General features: G+C 74.1%; 22 protein-coding genes. 18 read left to right on the top strand and 4 right to left on the bottom strand.

Translation table 11 applies throughout. The annotated features are described in order from the left end of the window. Window positions 1-10: 10 nt before the first annotated feature. A complete protein-coding gene (locus JQX11_RS00110; protein WP_204922876.1) occupies window positions 11-1,465 on the bottom strand; it encodes an LVIVD repeat-containing protein in 1,455 nt (484 codons plus the stop codon). Between the two features lie 139 nt (window positions 1,466-1,604). On the opposite strand from JQX11_RS00110, the gene JQX11_RS00105 reads away from it, so the two are divergent. The 4 genes from JQX11_RS00105 (at window position 1,605) to JQX11_RS00090 (ending at window position 6,952) form a co-directional block, all read left to right on the top strand. Beyond that, window positions 1,605-2,285, top strand: coding sequence for a DUF305 domain-containing protein (locus tag JQX11_RS00105; protein WP_204922875.1), 681 nt, complete (start codon window positions 1,605-1,607; stop codon window positions 2,283-2,285). A 58-nt stretch (window positions 2,286-2,343) separates the two neighbouring features. Beyond that, entirely contained in the window at window positions 2,344-3,576 is a 1,233-nt protein-coding gene (locus JQX11_RS00100; protein ID WP_204922874.1) for a sensor histidine kinase, read from the top strand. Continuing rightward, entirely contained in the window at window positions 3,573-4,238 is a 666-nt protein-coding gene (locus JQX11_RS00095) for a response regulator (protein WP_204922873.1), read from the top strand. Before JQX11_RS00100 ends, JQX11_RS00095 begins: the two co-directional genes overlap by 4 nt. 236 nt (window positions 4,239-4,474) lie before the next feature. Next, window positions 4,475-6,952, top strand: a complete 2,478-nt coding sequence (locus JQX11_RS00090) for an FtsX-like permease family protein (protein WP_204923537.1) — start codon at window positions 4,475-4,477, stop codon at window positions 6,950-6,952. A 36-nt stretch (window positions 6,953-6,988) separates the two neighbouring features. Here the strand turns inward: JQX11_RS00090 and JQX11_RS00085 are convergent, their stop codons facing one another. Next, complete coding sequence (locus JQX11_RS00085; RefSeq protein ID WP_204922872.1) at window positions 6,989-8,251, bottom strand: nucleotide sugar dehydrogenase; 1,263 nt, start codon at window positions 8,249-8,251, stop codon at window positions 6,989-6,991. A 113-nt stretch (window positions 8,252-8,364) separates the two neighbouring features. Continuing rightward, on the bottom strand, window positions 8,365-9,756 hold the full coding sequence (locus JQX11_RS00080; RefSeq protein ID WP_204922871.1) for a serine/threonine-protein kinase: 1,392 nt from the start codon (window positions 9,754-9,756) through the stop codon (window positions 8,365-8,367). A gap of 508 nt (window positions 9,757-10,264) precedes the next feature. Here JQX11_RS00080 and JQX11_RS00075 point away from each other — a divergent pair. The 10 genes from JQX11_RS00075 to JQX11_RS00030 all read left to right on the top strand — a co-directional run bounded on the left by JQX11_RS00075 (window position 10,265) and on the right by JQX11_RS00030 (window position 18,042). Continuing rightward, complete coding sequence (locus tag JQX11_RS00075) at window positions 10,265-10,888, top strand: RNA polymerase sigma factor (RefSeq protein ID WP_204922870.1); 624 nt, start codon at window positions 10,265-10,267, stop codon at window positions 10,886-10,888. Window positions 10,889-10,904: 16 nt separating this feature from the next. Then, a complete protein-coding gene (locus JQX11_RS32855; RefSeq protein ID WP_204922869.1) occupies window positions 10,905-11,669 on the top strand; it encodes a hypothetical protein in 765 nt (254 codons plus the stop codon). A gap of 141 nt (window positions 11,670-11,810) precedes the next feature. Then, window positions 11,811-13,046, top strand: a complete 1,236-nt coding sequence (gene egtA, locus JQX11_RS00065; RefSeq protein ID WP_204922868.1) for an ergothioneine biosynthesis glutamate--cysteine ligase EgtA — start codon at window positions 11,811-11,813, stop codon at window positions 13,044-13,046. After that, entirely contained in the window at window positions 13,043-14,380 is a 1,338-nt protein-coding gene (gene egtB, locus JQX11_RS00060) for an ergothioneine biosynthesis protein EgtB (RefSeq protein ID WP_204922867.1), read from the top strand. Before egtA ends, egtB begins: the two co-directional genes overlap by 4 nt. A 16-nt stretch (window positions 14,381-14,396) precedes the next feature. Then, complete coding sequence (gene egtC, locus JQX11_RS00055; protein ID WP_204922866.1) at window positions 14,397-15,158, top strand: ergothioneine biosynthesis protein EgtC; 762 nt, start codon at window positions 14,397-14,399, stop codon at window positions 15,156-15,158. Window positions 15,159-15,198: 40 nt separating this feature from the next. Next, a complete protein-coding gene (egtD, locus tag JQX11_RS00050; protein WP_204922865.1) occupies window positions 15,199-16,170 on the top strand; it encodes an L-histidine N(alpha)-methyltransferase in 972 nt (323 codons plus the stop codon). A gap of 278 nt (window positions 16,171-16,448) precedes the next feature. Continuing rightward, window positions 16,449-17,036 (top strand): TMEM165/GDT1 family protein, encoded by a 588-nt coding sequence (locus JQX11_RS00045; protein WP_204922864.1) that lies wholly within the window; start codon window positions 16,449-16,451, stop codon window positions 17,034-17,036. A gap of 39 nt (window positions 17,037-17,075) precedes the next feature. Continuing rightward, window positions 17,076-17,486 carry a DUF1622 domain-containing protein gene (locus JQX11_RS00040; RefSeq protein ID WP_204922863.1) on the top strand — a complete coding sequence of 137 codons (411 nt, stop codon included), beginning with the start codon at window positions 17,076-17,078 and terminating at the stop codon, window positions 17,484-17,486. Then, window positions 17,483-17,842 (top strand): hypothetical protein, encoded by a 360-nt coding sequence (locus JQX11_RS00035; protein ID WP_204922862.1) that lies wholly within the window; start codon window positions 17,483-17,485, stop codon window positions 17,840-17,842. The genes JQX11_RS00040 and JQX11_RS00035 overlap by 4 nt, the downstream gene beginning before the upstream one ends. After that, window positions 17,839-18,042, top strand: coding sequence for a hypothetical protein (locus JQX11_RS00030; protein WP_204922861.1), 204 nt, complete (start codon window positions 17,839-17,841; stop codon window positions 18,040-18,042). The genes JQX11_RS00035 and JQX11_RS00030 overlap by 4 nt, the downstream gene beginning before the upstream one ends. Window positions 18,043-18,088: 46 nt before the next feature. Here JQX11_RS00030 and JQX11_RS00025 read toward each other — a convergent pair whose 3' ends face one another. After that, on the bottom strand, window positions 18,089-19,966 hold the full coding sequence (locus tag JQX11_RS00025) for a polysaccharide biosynthesis protein (protein ID WP_204922860.1): 1,878 nt from the start codon (window positions 19,964-19,966) through the stop codon (window positions 18,089-18,091). A 188-nt stretch (window positions 19,967-20,154) separates the two neighbouring features. Here JQX11_RS00025 and JQX11_RS00020 point away from each other — a divergent pair, with 188 nt between their 5' ends. From JQX11_RS00020 to JQX11_RS00005, 4 genes are all read left to right on the top strand, one after another. Beyond that, the gene (locus tag JQX11_RS00020; RefSeq protein WP_204922859.1) at window positions 20,155-21,612 is read left to right on the top strand and encodes a tyrosine-protein kinase domain-containing protein; all 1,458 of its coding nucleotides are present in this window, start codon (window positions 20,155-20,157) and stop codon (window positions 21,610-21,612) included. A gap of 157 nt (window positions 21,613-21,769) precedes the next feature. Continuing rightward, complete coding sequence (locus tag JQX11_RS00015) at window positions 21,770-22,999, top strand: glycosyltransferase family 4 protein (protein ID WP_204922858.1); 1,230 nt, start codon at window positions 21,770-21,772, stop codon at window positions 22,997-22,999. 99 nt (window positions 23,000-23,098) lie between these two features. Then, complete coding sequence (locus JQX11_RS00010; protein ID WP_204922857.1) at window positions 23,099-24,883, top strand: DUF4012 domain-containing protein; 1,785 nt, start codon at window positions 23,099-23,101, stop codon at window positions 24,881-24,883. 12 nt (window positions 24,884-24,895) lie between these two features. Next, window positions 24,896-25,528, top strand: coding sequence for a hypothetical protein (locus tag JQX11_RS00005; RefSeq protein WP_088646458.1), 633 nt, complete (start codon window positions 24,896-24,898; stop codon window positions 25,526-25,528). The last annotated feature ends 180 nt before the right edge of the window (window positions 25,529-25,708 follow it).

Below are 25,708 nucleotides of genomic sequence, written 5' to 3'. Positions count from 1 at the left end.
CGTTCGGGGACTACCAGCTCAGGTAGCCGGCCTGGGTCTGCGCGTTCAGCTCGGGCACCCGGACGAGGTCGGCCGTCCAGGTCCGCCAGTCGTTGAGCTTGAGCACGTCCAGGCCCTTCTGGATGTCGCTGGAGTAGATGTGCCCGTTGTAGTAGTACGTCGACCAGGCGCCGCCGGTGGTGAGCTGGGTGTCCGACAGCGGCCCGCGCTCCCAGAAGCCGATCTCCTTCGGGCGGGTCGAGTCGGTGAAGTCCCAGACCGACACCCCGCCCTGGTACCAGGCCTGCACCATGATGTCCTTGCCGAGGACGGGGATCAGCGAGCCGTTGTGGGCCACGCAGTTCTCGGTGTCGGCGTTGGTCCGGGGGATCTTGTAGTAGCTGCGGAAGACCATCGTGCGGGCGTCGCCCCGGCCGGTGACGTCGTAGACGGCGTCCGCGCCCCGGTTCGGGCCGACGACCTCGTTGCAGGTGGCCGCGCCGCCGCCGCCGAGTTCGTCGGTGAACACCACCTTGGTTCCGGCGTTGTTGAACGTCGCCGAGTGCCAGAACGCGAAGTTGACCGTGTCCCGCACCCGGTTGATCACCCGGGGCGCCTCCCGGTTGCGGATGTCCAGCAGGACGCCGTCACCCATGCACGCGCCGGCGGCCAGGTCCTTGGCCGGGTAGGCGGTGATGTCGTGGCAGCCGGTGGTGGCCGAGGTCTGGCCCGGGATGCCCTCGTAGCCGCCGTCGGGGAAGAGGTTCGGGGTGGCCACCACGGCCGCCTCGGTGGGCTTGTGCACCGGCACCCTGACGATCGAGATCGAGTCGTGCGGCGGCTGGCAGTCGGGGAAGTCCGCCCGGGGGCTGTAGGACGACACGTACAGGTAGACCGTCCTGCGGTCCTTGCCCGGGACGAGGGTGTGGGTGTGCGAGCCGCAGGCGGTCTCCACCGACTTGACGTAGCGCGGGTTGGCCTTGTCGCTGATGTCGAAGACCTTGATGCCCTCCCAGGACTCCTTCACCGAGGCGGGCTGCGACGCGCTGGCGCAGGAGTCGTCGGTGCGCGACGAGTCGGTGGAGAGGAAGAGCAGGTCGCCGTAGACTGAGATGTCGTTCTGCGAGCCGGGGCAGAGCACCTGCGACACGATCTTCGGGGCGCTGGGTCGGCCGATGTCGTAGATGACGAAGCCGTTGTAGTTGCCGACGAAGGCGTACCGGCCCTGGAAGGCCATGTCGGTGCCGAGCGCGCTGGTGGTGTCGAACGGCGCCTGCTTGGGCAGGTTGGCGACCTGACGCAGGTTGGGGCTGCTGGAGATCTCGTCGACGGCGAGGCCGGGGGCCGCCGGCGTCCCGCCCCGGGTCGCGGTGGCCGGTGCGGCGTTGCCCGCCGGGCTGGTGGCGACGCTCGCCACCAGCAGGCCGGCGGCGACCACGCTGACGATCTTCAACTGCCGTGCTCGGGGCAGGGTGAACCTGATCATCGGCGGAACCCTTCGAAAGGGGACGATGCGTGTCAGGCACCTTACCTGGCAGTGATGAGAGTTGATGTGAGCTGCATCACGTCTATCGGTGGCAGTGAATGGATACGATCGCGGCGACCTCGACCGGAGGGGGAGTCGCATGACCGGCCGACGTGGGCGCATCCTGCTCGCCGTCACAGTCGCCGCCGCCGTCGCGGTGCCGGTCGGGCTGGCCCTGCGCCCCGACGGACCGCCGACCCCGACGGCGTCCGCCCCCACGGCGACGCCGACCACGACCGGGTCGCCCGACACCCCCGGGGTGATCGTGCCCGGCCGGCCGGGGGAGCCCGCCGTGACCCGGCCCGCGCAGGAGGTCCGCGCCCCCGGCACACCCCGGTACAACACCCCCGACGTCTGGTTCGTGCGGATGATGATCCCGCACCACCAACAGGCCCTCCAGATGGCCGAGCTGGCCCCCGACCGGGCCGCCAGCGCCCAGGTCAAGGCGATCGCCGCCCGGATCAGAGGCACCCAGGGGCCGGAACTCGGCCTGCTGCGCGGCTGGCTCGACGCCCGGGGCCTCGCCGCCGGGGAACCCGGCCACGACCACGGCCGGATGCCGGGCATGCAGTCCCCCGAGGCGCTCCGGCAGCTCGACGCCGCCCGGGGAGCCGCCTTCGACCGGCTCTTCGTCCAGCTGATGACCGCCCACCACACCGGCGCGGTGACCATGGCCACCGAGCTCCTCTCCGCCGGCGCCGACCAGCAGCTCAACGAGTTCGCCAACGCGGTGGCGACCGAACAGACCGTGGAGATCGCCCGACTCCGCGCGCTGCTCTGAACCCCGGTCGGCCGACGGACCCGCAGCCACCCCGCGCGGGGCACTACGCTCGGTCACCGTGAGCCGTACCCTGTTCGGTCGCCCGCTGCGCGGCGTCGCCTTCGACGTCGGCGTCAGCGTGCTGGTGGTGCTCTTCACCCTGGTCACGGCGGCGGCCCAGCCCGGCCTGTCGGCCCAACCAGGTGGCTGGCCGTCCGCGCTGGTCGGCCTGGGCATGGCGGTGGCCCTGCTGTTCCGGCGCGGCCACCCCTCACTGGTCGCGGCGGTCGTCGCCGCACTGGCGTTGGTCCAGGTGGTCGCGGGCTGGGGGCCGCTGGCCTACGACATCGCCGTGCTCATCGCCCTCTACAGCGTGGTCAAGTACGCCGACCGGCTGCGCGACGGCGTGCTGGCCGGCGCCGTCGCCGCCGTCGGGGTGCTGCTGGCCGCCTCGCAGGCCCGGACCGCCGTCGCCTGGTGGGGCCCGGCGATCTACTTCGGCCTGATCACCGGCGGGGTGTGGCTGGCCGCGCTGAACGTCCGCACCCGTCGTCTCTACGTGCTCAGCCTCGAGGAGCGGGCCGCCACCCTGGAACGGGAACGGGAGGCCGAGGCGCGCGCCGCGGTGGTCGGGGAACGCGCCCGGATCGCCCGCGAGCTGCACGACGTGGTGGCCCACAGCATGGCGGTGATGATCGTCCAGGCCGACGGGGCCCGGCTGATGTTCGACCGGGACCCGGACACCGCCCGGCACGCGGTCAAGGTGGTGGCCGACACCGGCCGGCAGGCCCTGGAGGAGATGCGCCGGCTCGTCGACGTGCTGCGCGAGCCCGACCCGCCGGAGACGACGACCGGCCCCGGCGCGGACACCGCCGGCACCGAACCGGAACGCCGCCGCGCCACCGTCGCCGAACTGCCCGCCCTGGTGGGCCGGTTCCGCGACGCCGGCCTGCGGGTCGGGTACCGGGCCGGGGACGTGCCGGCCGCCCTGCCACCCGGGCTCGACCTGACCGTCTACCGGGTGGTGCAGGAGGCCCTGACCAACACCCTCAAACACGCCGGGGTCGGCGCGCACGCCACGGTCGTGCTCGGCGTCGACGACGGGCTGGTGGTCCGGGTGACCGACGACGGGCGCGGCCGCCCGCCGGCCCGGCCGGCCCCCTCCGGCGGGCACGGCCTGGTCGGCATGCGCGAGCGGGTCGGCGTGTACGACGGCCGACTCACCGCCGGCCCCCGAACCGGTGGCGGGTGGCAGGTCGAGGTACGGCTGCCGCTACCGTCGACCCCGGAGGCGGAGGTGATCGCGGCATGACCGTACGAGTGGTGATCGTGGACGACCAGGCGCTGGTCCGGGCCGGCTTCCGGATGGTGCTGGACTCCCAACCCGACCTGGCCGTCGTCGGCGAGGCGATCGACGGGGCGGACGCGCTGCGGGTGCTGGCCGGGGTCGAGGCCGACGTGGTGGTGATGGACCTGCGGATGCCGACCATGGACGGGGTGGAGGCGACCCGCCGGATCTGCGCCGCCTCCACCGACGGCCGGCCCCGGGTGCTGGTGCTCACCACGTTCGACACCGAGGCGGACGCGTTCGCCGCGCTGCGCGCCGGGGCCAGCGGGTTCCTGCTCAAGAACGTGCCGCCGGAGGAGCTGCTGGCCGCGATCCGGGTGGTCGCCGAGGGGGACTCGGTGGTCGCCCCGTCGATCACCCGCCGGCTGCTCGACCGGTTCGCCGACCGGCTCGGCCCGGCACCCGCGCAGGACCCGCGACTGGCGCAGCTCACCGACCGGGAACGGGAGATCCTGCTGCTCGTCGCGCAGGGGCTGGCCAACGCCGAGATCGCCGCCCGGGTGCACGTCGCCGAGGCGACCGTGAAGACCCACGTGGGGCGGATCCTGGCCAAGCTCCAGCTCCGCGACCGGGTCCAGGTGGTGGTCCTGGCGTACGAGAGCGGCCTGGTCACCCCGGGCGGCTGAACCCGGGTACGACCTGGGTCGTACGGGTCACCCCGGTCGGGGTCGACCTGCGGCGCAGCCGCGTCGCGCGTGCGGGTGGACGCGGGCCGCCGGGGCGCTGCCTAGCGTCGGAGGGGACCAGTGCCACGCCGACCGGGAGTCCCCATGTCCGTCCGTACCGCGCCCCGCCCGCCCGCCGAAGGCGGCAAACCCGCAGGTCCCCGGGCCGGGCGTCGCCGGTGGGGGCGGTGACCGGGATGTGGCGGTTGACCCTGCGCACGCTGCGCGCCGACGCGCTGCGCCTGCTGCTCTCCTCGGTGGCGATCGTGCTCGGTGTCGCCTTCGTCGCCGGCACGCTGATGCTCACCGACGGCATGCAGGCCGGGGCGTACGAGCGGGCCGGCGCCTTCGACAGGCACACCGACCTGGGCGTCTACGCCGACCGGACCACCCTGCCACCGTCCCTGGTCGACCGGGTGCGCACGGTCGACGGGGTGGCCGAGGCCGCCGGGGAGCTGACCGCCCTCGTCGGGGTGGTCGGCGTCGACGGCCGGCCGGTGCTCGGCGTCGGGTTGCTCGCCGCGATCCCCACCGGACCCGCGTTGCGTTCCTACGACGTGGTCGCCGGCCGGCTGCCCGACCGTCCCGGCGAGGTGGTCCTCGACGCGCCCACGGTCGCCGCGCAGGGGTTCACGCTCGGCGGCCCGGTCGGCGTCGGCGGCGCAACCGGCGCGGCCCGCCCGTACACCCTGGTCGGCACCGTCGACGTGGCCGCAACCACGCGCGACGTCGGCGGACCGTTCGTCGGGCTGGTCGGCGCGGACGCGCTGACCGTCAGCGGGAAACCCGGCTACGACCGGATCATGGTGGCCGCCGCTGCGGGGACGGCCGGGCCGGCCCTGGCCGACCGGGTGGCCGCCGTGGTCGGCGGGGACGCCACGGTGAAGTCCCGGCAGCGCATCCTCGACGAGGCCGTCGAGGACGGCGTGCGCGACCTCGACCAGTTCCGCCTGGTGCTGCTCGTCTTCGCCGGGGTGGCGGTGGTGGTCGCGGGGTTCGTCATCGCCAACACCTTCGCCATCGTGCTCGCCCAGCGGACCCGGCGGACCGCGCTGCTGCGGCTGGTGGGGGCCCGTCGGGGCCAGGTCTTCCGGGCCGCCGCGCTGGAGGCGGCGGCGCTCGGGCTGGCCGGCTCGGCCCTCGGGGTCGCGCTCGGGGTCGGGCTGGCCGCCGGGGCGGCGGCCCTGGTCCCCCGGCTCGATCTGCCGCTTCCCGCCGCCGGCCTGACGGTGACCGCCCGGACCGTCGGGATCAGCCTGCTGCTCGGCATCCTGGTCACCGTCGGGTCCGCGTTGCTGCCCGCCTGGCAGGGCACCCGGGTGCCGCCGGTCGCCGCCCTCGCCGACGCCGCCGGGCACCCGGCCCGGGGCGCCGGGCGGGTCCGGCTGACCCTCGGCGCGCTGGTCGGCGTCGCCGGCATCGCCGCGCTGGCCGGGGCCGCCGCCGTCGGGCAGATCGTCCTGGTCGCCATGGGTGGGGTGCTGTCCTTCTTCGGGATGGTCATGTTCGGTCCGCTGCTGGTGCCGGTGCTGGTCCGGTTGCTCGGCCGGCCGCTGCGGCCGGTGTTCGGGGCCACCGCCGCGCTCGCCGTGGCCAACGCGGCCCGCAACCCGCGCCGGGTGTCGGCGACCGCCACCGCCCTGGTGATCGGCATCGGGTTGGTCTCGGCGTTCGTGGTCGGCGCCGGCAGCGTCAAGGTGGGCATCGAGCGTGCGGTCGACGCCCGTATCGGCGTCGACTTCGTGGTCACCGGTGTCGGTGTCGAGCTGCCCGCCCCGCTCGCCGGGGAACTGGCCGCCCGACCCGAGGTGGGGGTGGTGCACGAGCACCGCAGCCGGGTCGTCGACGGCGTCGAGCTGCGGTCGGCGCACCCGGCGCTGGCCCGGCGTACCCTCGACGCGGTCGACGCCGGAAACGTCGCGGACCTGGGGCCCGGATCGGTGCTGGTGCACCGCGAACTGGCCGCCGCCCGGGGCTGGCGGGTGGGGTCGACGGTCGCCGTCGCCGGGCGTCCGTTCCGGGTGGCCGCCGTGGTCACCGCCGACGGCCCGACGTCGCAGGGGGTGCCCGCCGGGCACGTGGTCGACCTGGCCGACAGCGACTTCACCGCGCTCTACCCCGACGAACGCGGCCAGCTGGCCGAGGTCGAGCCGGCCGACGGGGTGTCCGCCGCGCAGGCCCGCGCCGCCGTCGAGACGGTGCTCGCCCGGTACCCGACGGTGAACCTGCTGGACCAGGCGGCCTACAAGAAGATGCTCACCGGCACGGTGGACATGCTGCTCGCCTTCGTCACCGCGCTGCTCGGTCTGGCCGTGGTGATCGCCCTGGTCGGCGTCGCGAACACGCTCAGCCTCGCGGTGGTGGAACGGACCCGGGAGAACGCCGTGCTGCGTGCCGTGGGGTTGTCCCGGGGGCGAATGCACCTGCTGCTGGCCATCGAGGCGGTGCTGACCGCCCTGGTCGGCGCGCTGCTGGGCACCGCGCTGGGGGTGGCGGTCAGCGCCGGCACGGTGGCCTTCGTAGCCCGGCTAGGTGGCGGTTTCACGCTGGTGCTGCCCTGGGGACGGCTCGGACTGACCCTTGCCGTGGCGGTGTTGGCCGCGCTGGCCGCCTCGGTGCTGCCGGCCCGGCGTGCCCTGGCCCGCCCGGTGGTCGAGGCGCTCGGCGAGCAGTGACCCCGGCCGTCGCCCCGCCGTCCGGCGGGGCGACGGTCAGAGCCGCTCCACCATCGCGCCCCGGCACCGGTCCCGGGTGTCGAAGACGTACCGGGCGTGCCGGGTGACCAGGTCGTAGTCGAAGCTGTCGTGGTCGGTGACCAGGACCACCGCGTCGGCCGCCGCGACCTCCCGCGCGGTCAGGTCGACCACCACCACCCCGCCGGGGATGTGCTGCGGCTCGGCGTACGGCTCCACCGCGTGCACGTCCGCGCCGAGCGCCTGCAACCGGCGGGCCACGTCGACCGCCGGCGAGTCGCGCATGTCACCGGTGTTCTTCTTGTACGCCAACCCGAGCAGCAGCAGCCGCGCCCCGTTGACCGGCCGGCCGATCCGGTTCAACCCGGCCATCACCCGCTGGGCCACGTGCTCGGGCATCTGGTGGTTGATGTCGTCGGCCAGCTCGATGAACCGGAACGGCCGGCCCAGGGTGCGCTTGACCTGCCACGACAGGTAACACGGGTCGATCGGCAGGCAGTGCCCGCCGACCCCCGGGCCGGGCCGGAACGGCATGAACCCGAACGGCTTGGACGAGGCGGCCTCGATGGCCTGCCAGGCGTCGATGCCGAGCTGGTGGGAGGCCATCGCCAGCTCGTTGATCAGCGCGATGTTGACCTGACGGAAGGTGTTCTCGATCAGCTTGGTCAGCTCGGCCACCCGGGTGGAGTCCACCGGCACGGTCCGCTCGACCAGCCGCCGGTAGAAGCCGTCCACCCGCTCCAGCGACGCCGCGTCCACCCCGGACACCACCTTCGGGGTGTTCTCCAACCGCCACGTCGGGTTGCCCGGGTCGATCCGCTCCGGGCTGTAACCGAGGTGGAAGTCACCCGGGCTGCGCAGCCCGCTCGCCGCCTCCAGCAGCGGCCGGAGCAGGTCCTCGGTGGTCCCCGGGTAGGTGGTCGACTCCAGCACCACCGTGCAGCCGCGCCGCACGTACGGGCCGACGGCGGTACCGGCCTGCTCGACGAAACTCAGGTCGGGGACCCCGTCGCGCAGCGGGGTGGGCACGGTGATCACGCAGATGTCGAAGCCCTCGGCGTCCGGGTACTCGGTGCTCGGCCGGTACCGTCCGCTGGCCAGGGCCCGGCCCAGCCGGTCGGCCGGGATGTCCTCGACGAAGGACTCGCCGCAGGCCAGCCGCTTGACCCGGTCGGCGTCGACGTCCAACCCGACCACGTCCAGCCCGGCCTCGACGGCGCGCATGGCCAGCGGCAGTCCGACGTATCCCTGACCGATGACGACCAGCTTCTGTGCGTTCATCCGGGCTCCCTGCAAGCGTGTCCTTGCAGGGAGCCTAGATGGCGATATAGCGATCTACGTCCGTTTTGGTATTCCTGGGGTCGGTGGTGTTCCCGGTGCCGGGCGACGACCGGTCAGGTGCCGGCCGGTGGCGGGTTGTTGCCGCCCCCGCCACCCGCCTCGGTCGTGGTCGCCGTCGGCTCGCCCTGGGTCGGCCCGGTGGTGGGCGTACCCGTCGGGGCGGGCTCGCTGGTGGCCGGCGCCGTCGGGGTGGGTGGCGCGGAGTTCGTCGGCGGCGTCGAGGGTGAGCCGTTCGGCAGCGGCGTCGGACTGACCGAGACCGACGGCGACGGCTTCTCGTACTGGTTGGTCGGCCGGGGCGGACGCGACGACTCGTCGGAGCCGGTCTCCTCGACCACCGCCGGGATCTCGGAGCGGTCGGTGGGGGCCACCGCCGGGCCCGTGCTGCGGATGTTGGGCACGCCGCTGTCGAGCGACTTCGAGGCGCCCAACGCGGCACCGAGCGCGGTCAGGGCCACCAGCACCGCGGCCAGCGCGCCGACCAGGGAACCCCGGCGGCCCCGCCGCGACCCCGAGCCGACCACCGTCGTCGACGTTCCCGCCGGGTCGACCCGCACGCCGTCGGCCCGGGACGGGTGGCGCAGCGGCGGCGTCACCAGGGCGGTGGCGGCGGTGTCGTCACCGGCGGCGGCGCGGGCGGCGGTGGCCATCTCGGCGCCGGTGGCGAAGCGGTCCGCCGGGTCCTTCTCCAGCGCCCGCGCCACCAGGGCCCGGACCGCCACCGGAATGTCGGCGGGCAGCTCCGGCGGCTCGTCGTCCAGATGCCGCACGGCCACCTGGAGCGGGTTGTCCCCGGTGAACGGTGGCTGCCCGGTCAGGCAGCAGTACGCCACCGCGCCGAGGGCGTAGATGTCGGTGGCGGCCGACACGGGCCGGCCGGACGCCTGCTCGGGCGCCATGTAGAGGGCGGTGCCCGGCACCGCGTTCGCACTGGTGATGCTCGTCACATTGGTGGAGCGGGCGACGCCGAAGTCGACCAGCACCACCGTGCCGTCCTCCTGCACCAGCAGGTTGCTCGGCTTGACGTCGCGGTGCACGATGCCGCCGGCGTGCGCGGCGTGCAGGGCCTGGGCGGCCTGTGCCACGACCGACATCGTCTCGTCCACGTCCAGGTGGCCGGCGGACTCGATCCGCCGCGACAGCGGTTCGCCCTCGACGAACTCCATGACCAGGTAGTCGGCCCGGCCGCCGTCGTCGAGCCGGTCCTCACCGCAGTCGAAGACCTGCACGATGCCGGGGTGGCGCAGCGCCGCCATGATCCGCGCCTCGGCGCGGAACCGGGCGATGAAGTCGGGATCCGAGACGAGCGCCGGCAGCAGCACCTTCACCGCGACCTGGCGACCGAGAACCAGGTCGGTGGCCCGCCACACATCGCCCATGCCGCCGGTGGCGACACGTTCGTCCAGGCGGTAGCGACCGCTGAGCACGACCTCGGATGACAACACCCCCATACCGTACCCAGGGTCCTCCCGTCCGGCAGACGCCGATATCCCTTCGGAGTTTTCGTGGGACCACCTGTCCAGGTCCCGGCGGGGGGCCGGCCTGACGGTCGGTAACCGGTGGCTGTCGCGGGGTCACCGACGGTGCGCCGTGGCCTCGTGGTCGGGACGGAGAACGTCGCGGCTAAGCGTCCGGAGGGTGATCGGTGTTACTCCGACGCGCCGCCAGCGAGATTGATCTATCTCACCTTTTCCGCCCCGTTGACCGCTTGCCTGCGCCCTGCTCCGGCTCCTAGTGTTGCCCCCCTCTGGCCCGTCCCGGTGCCGGTACCGCGCCCAGACCCGACGCCGTACTCTCCCGGCGGCGTACCAGACGGGTCACCCGACCTCCGGCGTCGGGTGCGAGCGGGGCAGCGGGGGGGCTGAAGGTGCGCGAAGGGGTCCGCTGGTCGGGCCGGGGCGGCGGTGTGTCCGCCGGCTGCCGGCCCGGGTCGGTCGACGGGGCGGCCCGGCGGTGACCGATGACCTGACCGGGGCCGTCGCGGCGGCGCAGGCCGGCGACGAGGAGTCGTTCCGCGTCCTGTACCGCAGCCTCCAGCCGGGCCTGCTGCGCTACCTCACCGCGCTCGTCGGTCCGGACGCCGAGGACGTGGCCTCCGAGACCTGGTTGCAGATCGCCCGGGACCTGTCCCGCTTCACCGGCGGCGAGTTCCGCGCCTGGGCGGTGACGATCGCCCGGAACCGGGCCATGGACCACCTGCGTCGCCAGCGTCGCCGCCCGTCCCTGCCGGTTCCCGTCCAGGACCTCAGCGACCTCGCCGGTGACGCCGACACCGCCGAACGGGCCGGCGAGACGATCGGCACCGAGTCCGCGCTGGCGTTGATCTCCACCCTGCCGCCCCGGGAGGCCGAGGCGGTGCTGCTGCGGGCGGTGATGGGACTGGACGCGGAGACCGCCGGTCGGGTGCTCGGCCGGCGGCCGGGTGCGGTCCGCACGGCCGCGCACCGGGGGCTGCGACGGCTGGCGGCGATGCTGGAACGCGGGGACGCCCCCCGGTCGTCCGACGACGAGCGGGTCGCCCCGCCCCGCCCCCGGCCGACGCCGCACGCGTCGCGGGCCGAGGCGGCGGACGGCTGACATGAGGGGAGACTGGATGAACCTCCGCCGGTCGGCCCGCTCCGGTCGGCCGGTGAGCCGGGCCGAGGCCGAGCGGCTGCTCGATTCGACCGGGCCAGGGACCGTGCCGTCCACCGACGATCCGCTCACCCGGTTGCTGGCCGCGGCCGCCGCACCGGCCCGGGTCGACGAGCTCGCCGGTGAGCAGGCGGCACTGGCGGCGTTCCGGGCCGCCCGGGGCGCGGCGGCACCCGGGCCCGCCCCGGCCGTCCGGCGGCGTCCCCGGCTGTCCACCGGTGTGGTGGCCTGGATCGCCGCGCTGGCCGCCACCGCCACCGCCGGGGTCGCCTTCGCTGCGGCGGCCCTCGACCGTCCCGCCGAGCGGACACCCGGACCTGTCCCGTCCGCCACCGCCACCGCCACCGCCACGGCCACCGGTGCCGACACCGACCGGCCGTCGCCGTACCGGTCCGAACCGCAGCGGCAGAGCCCGTCGCGGCGGCCCGGCGGCACCGTGCCCGGTGGTGGCCCCTCGGCGCCGCCCGCGCCGCCCGGCCACAGCGGGCCGGCGAACACCGGCAAACTGGTCGGGCAGTGCCGGGCCTACCTGGCCATGCCGCCCCCGCAGCGGGCGAAGGCGTTGACCAGGCCCGGGTACGCCGACCTGGTGGCCGCCGCGGGCGGAGCCGACCGGGTGGAGGCGTACTGCCGCACCCTGGTTCCGCAGCGCCCGCCGGCCAAGCCGTCCGATGCCACAGGTGGTCCGGCCAGCCCCGGCGGGGGGCCCGGCCCCAGGAACTAGTCGAAAAGGCTTCACAATTATTTCTTCCCGTCGGGTCTGCGGGATCGGTCCCCGGGACAGAAGATGGAGGACGGGACGGCCCCTGTCGGCCGTGCCCGCCGGCCGGCATGGTCGGACCCTTCGTCGGGAGGAAACCGTCTCGTGGTGACGTCGCCCGGGCTGGACCGGTCGACCGTGCTCGGCGAGGTCGCCGGGGCGGCCGGGCACCTGGCCCGCATCTGCTTCAAGACCGGCCCACCCACCCTCACCGGCGTCGAACTGGAATGGACCGTCCACGACGTCGCCGACCCCGCCCGGCCACTGGACCGGGCGCGGCTCCGAGCGGCACTCGGGCCACACAGCCCCTCCACCCTGGACGACACCAGCCCGGCCCGCCCCCTGCGGCACGGCAGCGCCGTGACCGTCGAGCCGGGCGGTCAGGTGGAGTTGTCCACCGCGCCGCGATCCTCGGTCGCCGCGCTCGTCTCGGCCACCCAGGCCGACATCGACGAACTTGACGCCCTGCTCGCCCGTGCCGGCCTGGTGCGCGGGCAGACCGGCATCGACCCGTGGCGTGACCCCCGCCCGGTGGTCGACACCCCGCGCTACCGCGCCATGCGCTGCGTCTTCGACCGGCGCGGCCCGGCCGGGCAGACCATGATGTACAGCACCGCCGGCCTCCAGGTCTGCCTCGACGTCGGCCCGGCCGCCGGCCTGGCCGAGCGCTGGGCGGCGGTGCACGCGGTCGGGCCACCACTGGTGGCGGCCTTCGCCACCGCCGACCGGCACGCCGGGCGGCCCACCGGCTGGGCGTCCGCCCGGATGGCCGCCTGGCTGGACATCGACCCGGCCCGCACCGGTCCGGTCTGGTCGGCGCACCAGCCGGACCGGGACCCGGTCGCCGCCTGGACGCAGTACGTCCTCGCCGCGCCCCTGCTCTGTCTGCGTCACGACGGCCCGGACTGGACACCCCCGCGCGGGGTCACGTTCGCCGACTGGATAGCCGGGGCACTGCCCGACCCACCCACCACCGACGACCTGGAATACCACGTCAGCACCCTCTTCCCACCGGTACGCCCGCGCGGCTACCTGGAGGTCCGCTACCTCGACGCCCAACCCGGCCGGGACTGGACGCTCCCACTGGTCGTGCTGACCGCGCTGCTGGGCGACGAGCGGACGGTCCGGGCGGCCCGGACGATCGCCGCGCCGGTGGCCGACCGCTGGCGCACCGCCGCCCGGTACGGGCTGGCCGACCCGGCCCTGGCCACGGCGGCCGTGGCCCTGCTCGACCTGGCCCGGGAGATGCTGCCGACGCTCGACCTGCCGACCGACACCCACGACGAGATCGACCGCGGGATCCGCCGACGGATCGCCGCAGCGCAGAGGGGAGACCGGTGACCACCACCGAGCAACCGGGCGCGCAGCCCGAGGCGTTGCGCAGCCGGATCGCCGCCGAACTGGCCCGGACCCGGGCCCGCACCGACGCGTTGACCAGCGCGGTCGACGACGACGACCTGGTCCGGCAGCACTCGACACTGATGTCCCCGCTGGTCTGGGACCTTGCCCACGTGGGCAACCAGGAGGAACTGTGGCTGGTCCGGGACGTCGGTGGGCGGGAGCCGGTGCGGCGCGACATCGACGACCTGTACGACGCGTTCAAACAGCCCCGTAAGGACCGCCCCTCCCTGCCGCTGCTGCCCCCGACCGAGGCGCGGGCCTATGTGGCGACCGTGCGGGACAAGGTGCACGACCTGCTCGACGGGGTCCGGTTCTCCGAGCGGCCGCTGGTCGCCGACGGCTTCGTCTTCGGCATGATCGTGCAGCACGAGCAGCAGCACGACGAGACCATGCTCGCCACCCACCAGCTACGCTCCGGGCCGCCGGTGCTCGACGCGCCTCCACCCCCCGAGCCCCGGGCCCGGGTCGCCGCCGAGGTGCTGGTGCCGGCGGGGCCGTTCACCATGGGCACCTCGACCGATCCGTGGGCGCTGGACAACGAACGCCCGGCGCACACCGTCGACCTGCCCGCGTACGTCATCGACGCCGCGCCGGTCACCAACGGCGCGTACCGGGAGTTCCTCGCCGACGGCGGGTACGACGACCCGCGCTGGTGGAGCGCGGCCGGCTGGCGGCACCGCACCGAGGCCGGGCTGACCGCGCCGATGCACTGGCGACGCGACGGCGACGGCTGGGCGTACCAGCGGTTCGGCCGGTGGGCGCCGGTACGCGACGACGAGCCGGTGGTACACGTCTGCTGGCACGAGGCGCAGGCGTACGCGCGGTGGGCCGGCAAACGGCTGCCGACCGAGGCGGAGTGGGAGAAGGCGGCCCGTTGGGACCCGGCGACCGGGCGCTCCCGGCGCTGGCCGTGGGGCGACGACGAGCCGACCGCCGAGCACGCCAACCTGGGACAGCGGCACCTGTGGCCGGCACCGGTCGGGGCCTATCCGGCGGGCGCCTCGCCGCTCGGCGTGCACCAGCTCATCGGCGACGTCTGGGAGTGGACGGCGAGCCCCTTCCACGGGCATCCCGGCTTCGCCGTCTTCCCCTACCGGGAGTATTCGGAGGTGTTCTTCGGCGGCGACTACCGGGTGCTGCGTGGCGGCTCGTTCGGCACCGATCGGGCGGCCTGCCGGGGCACCTTCCGCAACTGGGACCACCCGATCCGGCGGCAGATCTTCAGCGGCTTCCGCTGCGCCCGTGACGCCCGGCCCGAGGAGGCCCACGGGTGAGAGGCGGTGTCGCCTGATGTGCCGGCACCTGGCGTACCTCGGCCCCCCGGTGACCCTGCGGTCGCTGCTGTACGACCCGCCGCACTCGCTGGTCCGGCAGTCCTGGGCCCCCCGGGACATGCGCGGCGGCGGCACGGTCAACGTCGACGGCTTCGGCGTCGGCTGGTACCCCGGCACGGGCGGGGACGACGGTCGCGGCGGGGCCCCGGTGCGGTACCGCCGGGCCGGCCCGATCTGGTCCGACCCGACGCTGCCCGAGCTGGCCGCGGTGACCTGCTCCGGCGCGGTGCTGGCGGCGGTGCGTTCCGGCACGGTCGGCATGCCGGTGCAGGAGAGCGCCGCCGCGCCGTTCGCCGGGGGGCGGTGGTTGTTCAGCCACAACGGGGTGGTGCGTGGCTGGCCGGACTCGGTGGTCGGACCGGCCGGCGGCCTGCCGGTGCGGGACCTGCTCACCCTCGACGCGCCGACCGACTCGGCGCTGCTGTGGGCGCTGGTCCGGCACCGGCTACGGGCCGGCGCGTCGCCGACCGAGGCGGTCACCGCGACCGTCCGGGAGGTCGCCGCCGCGGCCCCGGGGTCACGGCTGAACCTGCTGCTCACCGACGGCGTGTCGGTGGTGGCGAGCGTGTGGGGGCACGCGTTGTGGGTGCGCGCCGACGACGGTACGGCGCTGCTGGCCTCCGAGCCGGTGGACGACGCGCCCGGCTGGCGGGAGGTGCCCGACCGGCGGTGGGTCCGGGCGGGACCGGACGGCGTGCAGGTCGGCGAGCTGGATTGACCGGACGGAACAGGAGGTTTTCGGTGCAGGAGAGGACGACATGAGCGCGGAACCGCTGGAGATCTACCTGGAGGAGCGGGACCTCGACCGGGCGCTGCGGTCCGACGTGCGGACCGGGCTGGCTGCCGACCCCAAGTGGCTGCCCCCGAAGTGGTTCTACGACGCCCGGGGCAGCGAGTTGTTCGAGGAGATCACCCGGCTGCCGGAGTACTACCCGACCCGGGCGGAACGGGCGGTGCTGGCCGAACGGGCGCCCGACATCGCGGCGGCGACCGGGGCGAAGACCCTGATCGAGTTGGGCTCCGGTTCGTCGGAGAAGACCCGGCTGTTGTTGGACGCCTTCACCCGGCACGGCGGGCTGGGCACCTTCGTGCCGCTGGACGTGTCGGTGAGCGCGCTGCGGCAGTCCACCGTGCAGATCGCCACGGACTATCCGGCGCTGCGGGTGCGCGGCATCGTCGGGGACTTCACCCGGCAACTGGACCGCCTGCCGACCGGTGGTCGTCGGTTGGTGGTCTTCCTGGGCGGCACCATCGGCAACCTGGTGCCGGCCGAGCGGGCCGACTTCCTGGCCGCCATGCGCGCCGCCCTGGAGCCGGGCGACCACCTGCTCGTCGGCACCGACCTGGTCAAGGACCCGGCGGTGATCGTGCCGGCGTACGACGACGCGGCCGGGGTCACCGCCGAGTTCAACCGCAACGTGCTGCGGGTGATCAACCGGGAGCTCGACGCCGACTTCGACCCGGACGCGTTCGCCCACGTCGCCCACTGGGACCCGGCGCAGGAGTGGATCGAGATGCGGCTGCGGGCCCGACGCCCGATGCGGATCCGCGTCGACGCGCTCGACCTGACCGTCGGGTTCGCCGCCGACGAGGAGCTGCGTACGGAGGTGTCGGCGAAGTTCCGGCCGGCGGGGATCGGCGCGGAGCTGACGGCGGCCGGATTCCTGCCGACGGAGTTCTGGACCGACCCGGACGGCCTGTTCGGGGTCACCCTGGCCCGCGTCGCCTGACCGCCGACCGGGCCGGCCCGGTGCGTCGGGGCGTCGACGGGCACCCTCCGGGGTGACCTGGCGCACCCGGCGCACCGGCCGGTCGGGCCGTTCGGTTAGGCTGGCAGGCGCGAAGGGGAGTAGCCCCCAATGTCGTGGTCGACACACTGGTGCGTTCCGCACCCGGCCACGCGGCCCCACCAGCGGTGGGGCGGGCGAGACCTTCGACTCTGGCTGTCAACACAGCCGGGTCGAGGTCGCCCCGTCACCTCCTCCCGGCCTGATCGGGAAGGTTCCTCATGGACGGTTTCCTCGTCGCGCTGGTCGTCAGCTTCGGCGTCATCTTCGTCGCCGAGCTGGGGGACAAGTCCCAGCTCATGGCGCTCACGTTCGCCACCCGGTTCAAGACGGTCCCGGTGCTGATCGGCATCACCGTCGCCACCGCGATCGTGCACCTGGCCTCGGTGGCGATCGGGGTCGGCCTGAACGCGGCGCTGCCCACCGGGTGGATCTCGCTGGTCGCCGGCCTGGCGTTCCTCGGCTTCGGCGTCTGGACGCTGCGCGGCGACAAGCTCACCGAGGAGGAGAAGCGCAAGGCGGAGAAGACCGGCAAGTCCGCCATCTTCGCCGTCGGTGTCGCGTTCTTCCTGGCCGAGCTGGGCGACAAGACGATGCTCGCCACCATCACCCTGGCCACCAAGTACGGCTGGTTCGGCACCTGGCTCGGCTCGACGCTGGGCATGGTGGCCGCCGACGCGTTGGCCATCCTGGTCGGCCGGCTGCTCGGCCGGCACCTGCCGGAGCGGACCATCCGGTACGGCGCGGCGGTGCTCTTCGCCATCTGCGGCCTGTGGCTGATCCTGGAGGCGGTGCGCGAGCTGTCCTGACCGTCGACTAGCCGGGGTGCGGGCGGGTAACGCCACCCGGTGAGCCTGGACGAGCTGTTGCGCCACGGCGACGCGGTCGTGGTGGGGGTCGTGGAGACCATCGGCGCGACCGTCATCGTCGTCGGCGCGCTCTGGGCGGCGCTGCGGTTCGTGGTCGAGGGGCTGCGGCACCGCAGCGCCGCCGTGTTCACCCCGATCCGGCTCTCCCTCGGCCGGTTCCTCACCCTCGGCCTGGAGTTCCAGCTGGCGGCGGACATCCTGCGGACCGCGGTGTCGCCGACCTTCGCCCAGCTCGGTCAGCTGGCGGCGATCGCCACCATCCGGACCGCGCTGAACGTCGTCCTGCGCCGGGAGATCGCCCGGGAGAAGCGGCAGGTGGACGCCGGTGACCGGGCGCACCCCGAGCGGCAGCCGGTCCCGGCCGGGGACGGTGGCGGGCCGTCCCGATGACCGGGGTCGCGGTGCTGCTCGCCACCGGGGTGAGTGCGCTCGCCCTCGGCGTCGGCGCGGTGGCGCTGCTGACCACCCGGTCCTGGCGGACCGCCCTGCGGGTCCTGCTCGACCTGCTGGTCGCCGCGGGCCTGCTCCGGCTGGCCGGCGGCCGGAGCTGGTCGGCGCTGGCGACGGCGGCGGCGGTCGTGGTGCTGCGTCACCTGCTGGGGGCCGGGCTGAACGCGGCGGCGTCCACCGCGCCCCCACCCAGCGCGCCGCCGACTACCGACCCCCGGACGTGGGTAAGCCGAGCACACCCCCACCGGGGGCCAGCAGGGCACGAACCGAACGTGACGGGAAGGATTCCCCTATGAGCCGGCACGACGAGCCGAACGAGTACGGTTTCGCGGGCGGGGCCACCGCGCCGCAGCCCCCACCCGGTGGCCGCCCCGACGAGCAGGACCGGGCCGAGGCGGTCGCGGTGCCGGGTGACGACCTGACCGGGTCGGTCACCGAGGCGCTGGAGGAGACCGAACCGGACGGGCGGGACGACGACGCGGGCCGGCACCGCTGAGCGCCCACCACCGTCCGCCCGGCGGCACGCCGGGCGGACGGTGGGTTCAGCGTGGTGACGGCAGGGTGGACAGCCGGGCGGTGTCGTCGACCCGGACGAGGCGGTCGTCGCAGCAGGCCGCGAGCCGTTTGACCAGCTCTTCCGGCTCGCCGTACGGGTCGAGCCCGGCCAGGTCCGCCGGGTCCAGCGCGGGGACCCGGACGTGGGAGATGAGCGGGTGCAGCGGCCGGCTGTCGATCTCGTCGACGCCGAACAGGTCCTCGTGCAGCTTCTCCCCGGGGCGCAGGCCGGTGTAGACGATCTCGGGCGGCTGGGCCGCCTCGGCCGCCAGCCGCTGGGCCACCTCGGCGATGCGTACCGGCTCGCCCATGTCCAGCACCAGCGCCTCCCCGCCCCGGCCGACGACGGCGGCCTGGAGCACCAGGTGCACCGCCTCCTGCACGGTCATGAAGTACCGGGTCACGTCCGGGTGGGTAACGGTGATCGGCAGCCCGGCCCGGACCTGGGCCTGGAACGCGGTGAGCACCGAACCCCGGCTGCTGAGCACGTTGCCGAAGCGGACGCTGAGGAACGCCCCGCCGTACCGCTCGGCGTAGTGCGCGGTCAGCCGCTCGGTGATCCGCTTGGAGTAGCCGAGGACGCTGATCGGGTTGGCCGCCTTGTCGGTGGAGATGTTCACGAACTCGGCGACGTCGCGGCACGCCTCCAGCACGTTGAGGGTGCCCTGGACGTTGGTCTTGACCGCCTCGCCCGGGTGCCGCTGCAACAGGGTGAGGTGTTTGAGGGCGGCGGCGTGGAAGACGATGTCGGGCCGCCGTTCGGCGATGATCCGGGCGATCCCGTCGGCGTCGCGGAGGTCGGCGAGGATCAGTTCCGGCCCGTCCAGCAGCGCCCGGCCGTGCAGGGACATCTGCAGCGCGTGCAGCGCCGACTCGTCCCGGTCGAGCATCATCAGCTCGCCGGGGTCGCAGCGGGCGATCTGCCGGCACAGCTCCGAGCCGATCGAGCCGCCCGCCCCGGTGACCAGCACCCGGCGTCCGGCGAGCCCGTTGCGCTCGACGGGTAGTTCGGCCACCCGCTGGGCCCGTCCGAGCAGGTCGGTGAGTTGCAGGTCGCGGACGGCGTGCGCGGTGACCGGGCGGTCCAGCAGCTCGCGTACGGGCGGCAGCACCTTGAACGCGGCGCCGGCCTGCAGGGTGCGGCTGCGGACGTCGCGCATCAGTTCGGCGTCCGAGCCGTTGATCGAGAAGATCACCGTGCCGGCCCGGGTGGCGCGGACGGCCTGGATCAGTTGCTCCCGGCCGCCGAGCACCCGGAGCCCGGCCACCCGCAGCCCCTGCCGTTCGGGGTCGTCGTCGAGCAGCCCCACTGGCAGGTAGCCGCTGGTCGGGTCGCCGAGCAGCACCCGGACGAGGCGTTCGCTGGCCGCGTCGACCCCGTAGATCAGGGTCCGGTCGGCCGAGCGGGCGGGCCGGGCGTCGCGGTCGCGTCGCCACCGGTAGGTGACCCGGCCGGTCCCCATCAGCAGCAACGCCACGGCGGCGCCGAGGATCGGCACGCTGGCCGGGATGGGTCGTTCGGCCATCGGCAGCAGCGCGGCCAGCGCCACGGCGGCGGCCAGCACGACCGTCCCGCCCAGGTCGCGGGCCTCGCCGACGCTGCCGACCGGGTGTCGGCCCCGGGCGGTGAACCGGACCTGTTCGAGCGCCGCGTGGATGACCGCGCACACGCCGGCGGCGCCGAGGGCCAGGGCGCACTGCCGGGGGGTGATGCCGAACTCGTACCGGGCCCAGGAGGCGACCAGGAAACCTGCGCACCAGGAGGCGGTGTCGAGCGTTAGCAAGGACAGGGCCTTCGCGCGTCGCGTGACCCAGTCGCGCCGCTGGCTGGGGTCGTCGTCGGGCCGGGGGTCTACGTGGTTCATTGGCGTCCTCTGCGTTTTGTTCCGTGATTGCGAGGATTCGGCACTGGCAAGCGGTTTGCATCGTATACGTTGTTTTTGCAACTTAAAGGGCTACTCGCTGCGTTTAGATACTCTCACGGCGTTATGGGAACCTAGGGAGACTTCGTGCTTTTTCACCAGCTGGCCGTTCCGCCGGAACGGAGGGCGTGATGGACGTCCGCACCTGCCTGCGCCTGGTCCGCCGACACTGGTGGATCGTCCTGGTCACGCTGATGCTGACGGTCGGCTCGGCGGCGCTGGTCACGGTCCGCACGGCGCCCCGTTACGTGGCCTCGGTGACCTTCTTCGTCACCGCCCCCAACCAGGGCGTGAGCAACGCCTACCAGGGCGAACTCTTCCTCCAGCAGCGGGTGAAGTCGTATGCCGACCTGCTGCGCAGCGACCGCCTGGCGCAGGCCGTGGTCGCCGACTCCGGCCTCGGCCTCACCGCCGACGACATCCAGCGCCGGGTCGCCACCTCCACCGAACCGGGCACCGTGCTGCTGCGGGCCAGCGTCACCGACACCGACCAGACCCGGGCCATGAAGGTCACCGAGGCCCTGTCGGCCAAGTTCGTCGAGCTGGTCAAGAAGATCGAGACCACGTCGGACGGCAAGGCCGGACCGACCCGGATCGAGGTGGTGGGCGGCCCCCGGGTCAGCGCCAGCCCGGTCTCCCCGCAGCCCAACCGCAACCTCGCCCTCGGCGTCCTGGTCGGGCTCCTGCTCGGCGTGGCGCTCGCCGTGCTGCGCGGCATGGTCGACGTACGGCTGCGTGACGCCGCCGGCCTGCAACGCGCCACCGGCAGCCCACTGCTCGGCGACATCCCGTTCGACCAGGCGGCCAAGTCGGCGCCGCTGATCGTCGGTGAGGCGGCGACGTCGGCCCGCGCGGAGGCGGTCCGCAAGCTGCGGACCAACCTGCGCTTCGTGGACGTGCACGAGCCGGCCCGGGTGATCGCGGTGACCAGCGCGTTGCAGGGGGAGGGGAAGACCACCCTGTCCTGCAACCTGGCGATCGCGCTGGCCGAGGCGGGCTGGCGGGTGCTGCTGGTCGACGCCGACCTGCGCCGCCCCAAGGTCGCCGACTATCTCGGCGTCGACGGCGGCGTCGGGCTCACCGACGTGCTCGTCGGCGACGTCCAGGTCGGTGACGTGGTGCAGCGCTGGGGCGACAAGTCCCTGCTGGTGCTGCCCAGCGGCTCGACCCCGCCGAACCCGAGCGAGCTGCTGGGGTCCAAGTCGATGGCCGACCTGCTCCTGTCGCTGCGCGAGTCCGCCGACATCGTGGTGATCGACACCGCGCCCCTGCTGGCCGTCACCGACGGCGTGGTGGTGGCCGTGCAGGCCGACGGCGCGTTGCTGGTCACCCAGCAGGGGCGTACCTCGCGCGCCCAGGCCGCCGCGGCGGCCCGGTCCCTGCACTCCGTGTCGGTGCGGCTGCTCGGGTGTGTGCTCAACATGGCCAAGGTGGCCCGCGCGGACGCCTACCAGTACGAGGCGTACCGGATCGCCACCGCGTCGCCGGCGTCGGTGCCGGCCGACCGCGCCACCGCCGCCCACCGCGACGACCAGGGGCTGCACCCGGCCAGCGACCGGACGCAGGAACTCACCCGGCTGCCGCGATGAGTGCCGCCGCGGGTCCGTCCGTCCGTCCCGCCCTGCCCGCCACGGGCGGGGCGGCGACGGCGGCCCGCGGGTCGGGGGCGGCGGTGCGCCGTCGCCCCCCGGCCCTCGACCGCGTCGGTCGACGACCCGCCGACGGTACGCGGAGGGGAGCGCGGCGATGAGGGTGGGAATCCTGTCGTACCACTTCCCGCCGGAACCGGCGTTCATCCCCGGCAGCCTCGCCGAGGAACTGGCCCGGCGCGGACACGAGGTGCGGGTGCTGACCGGTTTCCCGGACTATCCCGGCGGCCACGTCTATCCCGGGTGGCGGCAGCGCTGGCGGCACGTGACCCACAGCGAGCGGTTGACCGTACGCCGGGTGCCCCGCTACGCGGGCGGCGACGCCTCGCCCACCGCCCGGATGGCCGGCTACCTCTCCTTCGCCGGCAGCGCGGCGCTCGCCGGACGACGGTACCTGGCCGGCGTCGACGTGCTCTACGTCTTCCAGTTCCCCGCGACCAGCTTCGCCGCCGCCGGGCTGCTGCGGCTGCTCGGCCGGGTGCCCACCGTGCTGCACGTGCAGGATCTCTGGACCGGGGAGGTCGCGACCGATCCGCAGCGGCCCGGCCGGATCACCACCACCATGCGCCGGGTCCTGCGGGCGGCCGACGCGGTGGCGGTCACCGCCCCCTCGATGCGGGACCTGGTGCTCGCCGACGGGGTCGCCGGGGACCGGGTGCGTACCGTGCCCAACTGGACCGACGAGCGGATCTTCCAACCGGTGCGCGCCGGCCGGGCCGCCCAGGCGCTGGTCCGTGGGGACGCGCGCTGCGTCGTCATGCACGCCGGCACGATCGGCGAACGGCAGGGCCTGGAGACGGCGGTCCGGGCGGCCGCGGCGCTGCACGACCGGATGGATCTGGTGCTGGTCGGCTCCGGGGCGCAGGAGCGGCGGGTGCGGGGCCTGGCCGGCGAACTCGGGGCCGGCAACGTGCGGTTCCTCGACCGGCGGTCGCCGGGGGAGATGCCCGAGCTGTACGCCGCCGCCGACTACCAGCTGGTGACCCTGCGGGATCTGCCGGAACTGAACGGGACGGTGCCGAGCAAGGTGCAGTCCGCGCTGGCCTGTGCCGCCCCGCTGGTGGCCTCGGCCGGGGGCGACACCGCGGCACTGGTGGAGCGGGCCCGGGCCGGCCTGTCCTGCCCGCCCGAGGACTGGGCCGCGCTGGCCGACCGGTTCTGGCTGGCCAGCACGATCCCACCGCCCGCGCGGGCGGAGATGGGGCGGCGGGGGCGGGAGACCTACCTGCGGGAGATGTCGCTGCGGGCCGGGGTGGACCGGATCGAGTCGCTGCTGCGGGACGTGGCGTCCCCCCGGGTGCCCACCGGGCAATCCCGCGCGAACTAATCCAAGTACGAAAATTCGGTAACAGCCTGACAGTGGTATTTGTCGTGCTACAAAGCTCATGAACGGTCATATCGCCCGAAAGGGAGAGCGGAGCAGCGGGTGGCGGAGAGCGGTAGGTCGCGCAGCGGCCGACGGAGACTGCGGCGGCGGACCCGGCGACGGGTCCGTCGGGCCCTGCTGGTCTGCCTGGTCGTCGGGTCGGTGCTGTTCGGTGCCGCCGGCTGGGTGGGGTTCCGTGGCTGGCAGGCGCGCGCCCACCTGGTCAACGCCGCCGGGCTCGCCCGGGAGCTGAGCACCCAGGTGCTCGGCGGCGACCTCGACCGGGCCCAGCGCACCCTGGCGGCGTTGCAGGAGCAGGCCGGGGCCGCCCGGACCGCCACCGGGGACCCCGGGTGGGCGCTCGCCCGGCACGCCCCGTACGCCGGGGACGACGTCGCGGCCGTCCGGACCATCGCGGTGGCCATCGACGACCTGGCCCGGGAGGCGTTCCCGGCGCTGCTGCGCACCGACCTGACCACGCTGGTGCCGACCGAGGGACGGCTGGACCTGGCCCGACTGCGGGCCGCCTCGGCGGACCTGACCGCCGCCGACGCCGCGGTGCGCAGATCCCGGGCCGGCCTCGACGCGGTACCCGCCGAGGACCTGGTCAGCCAGCTCGGTACGGCGTTGACCGAGCTGCGGGCGGAGATCGACCGGCTGGCCGGGCTGACCGGAGCGGCCGACCGGGGTGCCCGGGTGCTGCCCGCCCTGCTCGGCGCGGACGGACCACGCAGCTACCTGCTGCTCTCGCAGAACCTCGCCGAGCTGCGCGCGACCGGCGGCATGTTCGGCGCGTACGCGGTGATCCACGCCGACGACGGGCGGATCCGGATGCGCGAGCAGGGCACCAGCGCCCAGTTCGGGCGGTTCACCCCGGCGCTGCGGGTGGACGAGGAGGTGCGTCGGCTCTACACCGACCTGCCGGGCATCTACCCGGCCGACGTCAACCTGAGCCCGAACTTCCCCGCCGCGGCGAAGCTCTACCGGGAGATGTACCGGCGGCACAGCGGGGTGACCGTCGACGGGGTGCTGACCGTCGACCCGGTGATGCTGTCCTACCTGCTCCAGGCCACCGGCCCGGTGCAGGTGCCCGGCGACGCCACCCTGGTCAGCAATCAGGTGGTGCGCACCCTGCTCAGCGACGCCTACCAGGGCCGCGACGACACCGGGCAGGACGCCTTCTTCGCCGCCTCGGCCTCCGCCGTGTTCGACGCCTTCCTCACGAAGAAGGTCAACCCAAGAGTGCTTTTGTCGGCTTTGGACCGCTCCATCACGGAAAGACGGATACTGTTCTGGAGTGCCCGATCCACGGAACAGCGGACGTTCGCCGACACCCGGCTCGCCGGTGCGCTCCCCGAACAGGAGGCCACGCCGACCGTCGGGGTCTTCCTCAACGATGGCAGCGGCGCGAAGCTCGGCTACTACCTACGGCCGACGGCGACCCTCACCACCGGCGACTGCGCCGACGAGGGGCGGCGGCAGCTCAAGCTGCGCTTCACCCTGCACTCCTCGGCCCCCGACTCGGGTCTGGCCAAGTCGGTGCTCGGACTCGGCATGGCCGGCGACCCGTACACGGCCCGGACCCTGATCTCCGTCTACAGCCCGGCGGGCGGCACGGTGCTCAGCGCCCGGGTCGACGGAAAACCGACCCCGCTGGGCAGCGGGATCGAACGTCGCCGACAGGTGGTCATCGCCACCGTGGACGTCGCTCCCGGCGCCACCCGGACCCTCGACGTGGACCTGCTGACCGGCAGGAACACCACCGGCACCGCCGAACTCTGGCACACACCGACCGCCACCCCATGGACCACCCAAGTAGTTCCCGCACCTAGCTGCAAACAGTAGGAGGAGACCATCATGCGGCTATCCCGCATTCTCATGGCGCTGACGGTCGGTCTGGCCATCGTGGCCGTGCCGACCGCCGCGGGGGCTGCTCAGCCGCAGCCACCCGCCGACAGCACGCCGCAGCCGCCACCGTACCCGCCCGTCACGCCCTCGCTGACGGCCAACCCGACGACCATCTTCCTCGGCGAGACGGTGGTGCTCACCGGCACCGGCTTCGGGCCGAACGAGATCGTCGACATCGACGTCACCGTGGCGCCCCTCGCCGCGGCCGTGCCCGGGCAGGCGCCGGCCCGACGCAGCGACGGCACCACCGTCGCCATGGTGAAGGTGGACTACTCGCAGCCGCAGCCCGCGCCGCGGCACTTCACGGCGCAGACGGACGCGAACGGCAACTTCACCGTGAGCTACCGGCCGAGCGACGTCGGGCGAATCACCTTCACGGCGACCGGGCGCACCTCGGGGCGTACGGCCAGCACGACGATCACCGTGCTGCCGAAGAAGAAGCCGCACCCGCACCTGCCGGTGACCGGTGACAACCTGAGCACGCCGCTGAAGGTCGGTGGCGGGCTGGTCGGCGCCGGTGTGGTGCTGATGCTCACCGCGTTCGGCTGGCGGCGTCGCCACCGGTTCGGCATGACCCGCTGACCCGGAACACCTGCGGTACCCCGGTGCCCGTCGGACCTTGCGGTCCGGCGGGCACCGCTCGTGTTTTGACCGTTGTGTGGGCAGGGTGGTCTGGCGGTGTGGTGTGGGTGTTCGTGGTGGTGTGGGGGTGGGGTGTTATTTGCCCTTGTGGATGGCGTTGCGGCGGATGACGGGGTAGCG

Origin of the sequence: Micromonospora humida, assembly GCF_016901255.1 — a bacterium.
GTDB classification, from domain to species: domain Bacteria; phylum Actinomycetota; class Actinomycetes; order Mycobacteriales; family Micromonosporaceae; genus Micromonospora; species Micromonospora wenchangensis.
Note: the sequence above shows the minus strand (reverse complement) of the source record. Positions and strands in the feature narration are given on the sequence as shown.

Bases quoted from the DNA above. Each gene is read 5' to 3' on its own strand.
- JQX11_RS00110 (WP_204922876.1), bottom strand. From the start codon at position 1,465: ATGATCAGGTTCACCCTGCCCCGAGCACGGCAGTTGAAGATCGTCAGC.
- JQX11_RS00105 (WP_204922875.1), top strand. From the start codon at position 1,605: ATGACCGGCCGACGTGGGCGCATCCTGCTCGCCGTCACAGTCGCCGCC.
- JQX11_RS00095 (WP_204922873.1), top strand. From the start codon at position 3,573: ATGACCGTACGAGTGGTGATCGTGGACGACCAGGCGCTGGTCCGGGCC.
- JQX11_RS00090 (WP_204923537.1), top strand. From the start codon at position 4,475: ATGTGGCGGTTGACCCTGCGCACGCTGCGCGCCGACGCGCTGCGCCTG.
- JQX11_RS00085 (WP_204922872.1), bottom strand. From the start codon at position 8,251: ATGAACGCACAGAAGCTGGTCGTCATCGGTCAGGGATACGTCGGACTG.
- JQX11_RS32855 (WP_204922869.1), top strand. From the start codon at position 10,905: ATGAACCTCCGCCGGTCGGCCCGCTCCGGTCGGCCGGTGAGCCGGGCC.
- egtC (WP_204922866.1), top strand. From the start codon at position 14,397: ATGTGCCGGCACCTGGCGTACCTCGGCCCCCCGGTGACCCTGCGGTCG.
- egtD (WP_204922865.1), top strand. From the start codon at position 15,199: ATGAGCGCGGAACCGCTGGAGATCTACCTGGAGGAGCGGGACCTCGAC.
- JQX11_RS00045 (WP_204922864.1), top strand. From the start codon at position 16,449: ATGGACGGTTTCCTCGTCGCGCTGGTCGTCAGCTTCGGCGTCATCTTC.
- JQX11_RS00035 (WP_204922862.1), top strand. From the start codon at position 17,483: ATGACCGGGGTCGCGGTGCTGCTCGCCACCGGGGTGAGTGCGCTCGCC.
- JQX11_RS00030 (WP_204922861.1), top strand. From the start codon at position 17,839: ATGAGCCGGCACGACGAGCCGAACGAGTACGGTTTCGCGGGCGGGGCC.
- JQX11_RS00025 (WP_204922860.1), bottom strand. From the start codon at position 19,966: ATGAACCACGTAGACCCCCGGCCCGACGACGACCCCAGCCAGCGGCGC.
- JQX11_RS00020 (WP_204922859.1), top strand. From the start codon at position 20,155: ATGGACGTCCGCACCTGCCTGCGCCTGGTCCGCCGACACTGGTGGATC.
- JQX11_RS00015 (WP_204922858.1), top strand. From the start codon at position 21,770: ATGAGGGTGGGAATCCTGTCGTACCACTTCCCGCCGGAACCGGCGTTC.
- JQX11_RS00005 (WP_088646458.1), top strand. From the start codon at position 24,896: ATGCGGCTATCCCGCATTCTCATGGCGCTGACGGTCGGTCTGGCCATC.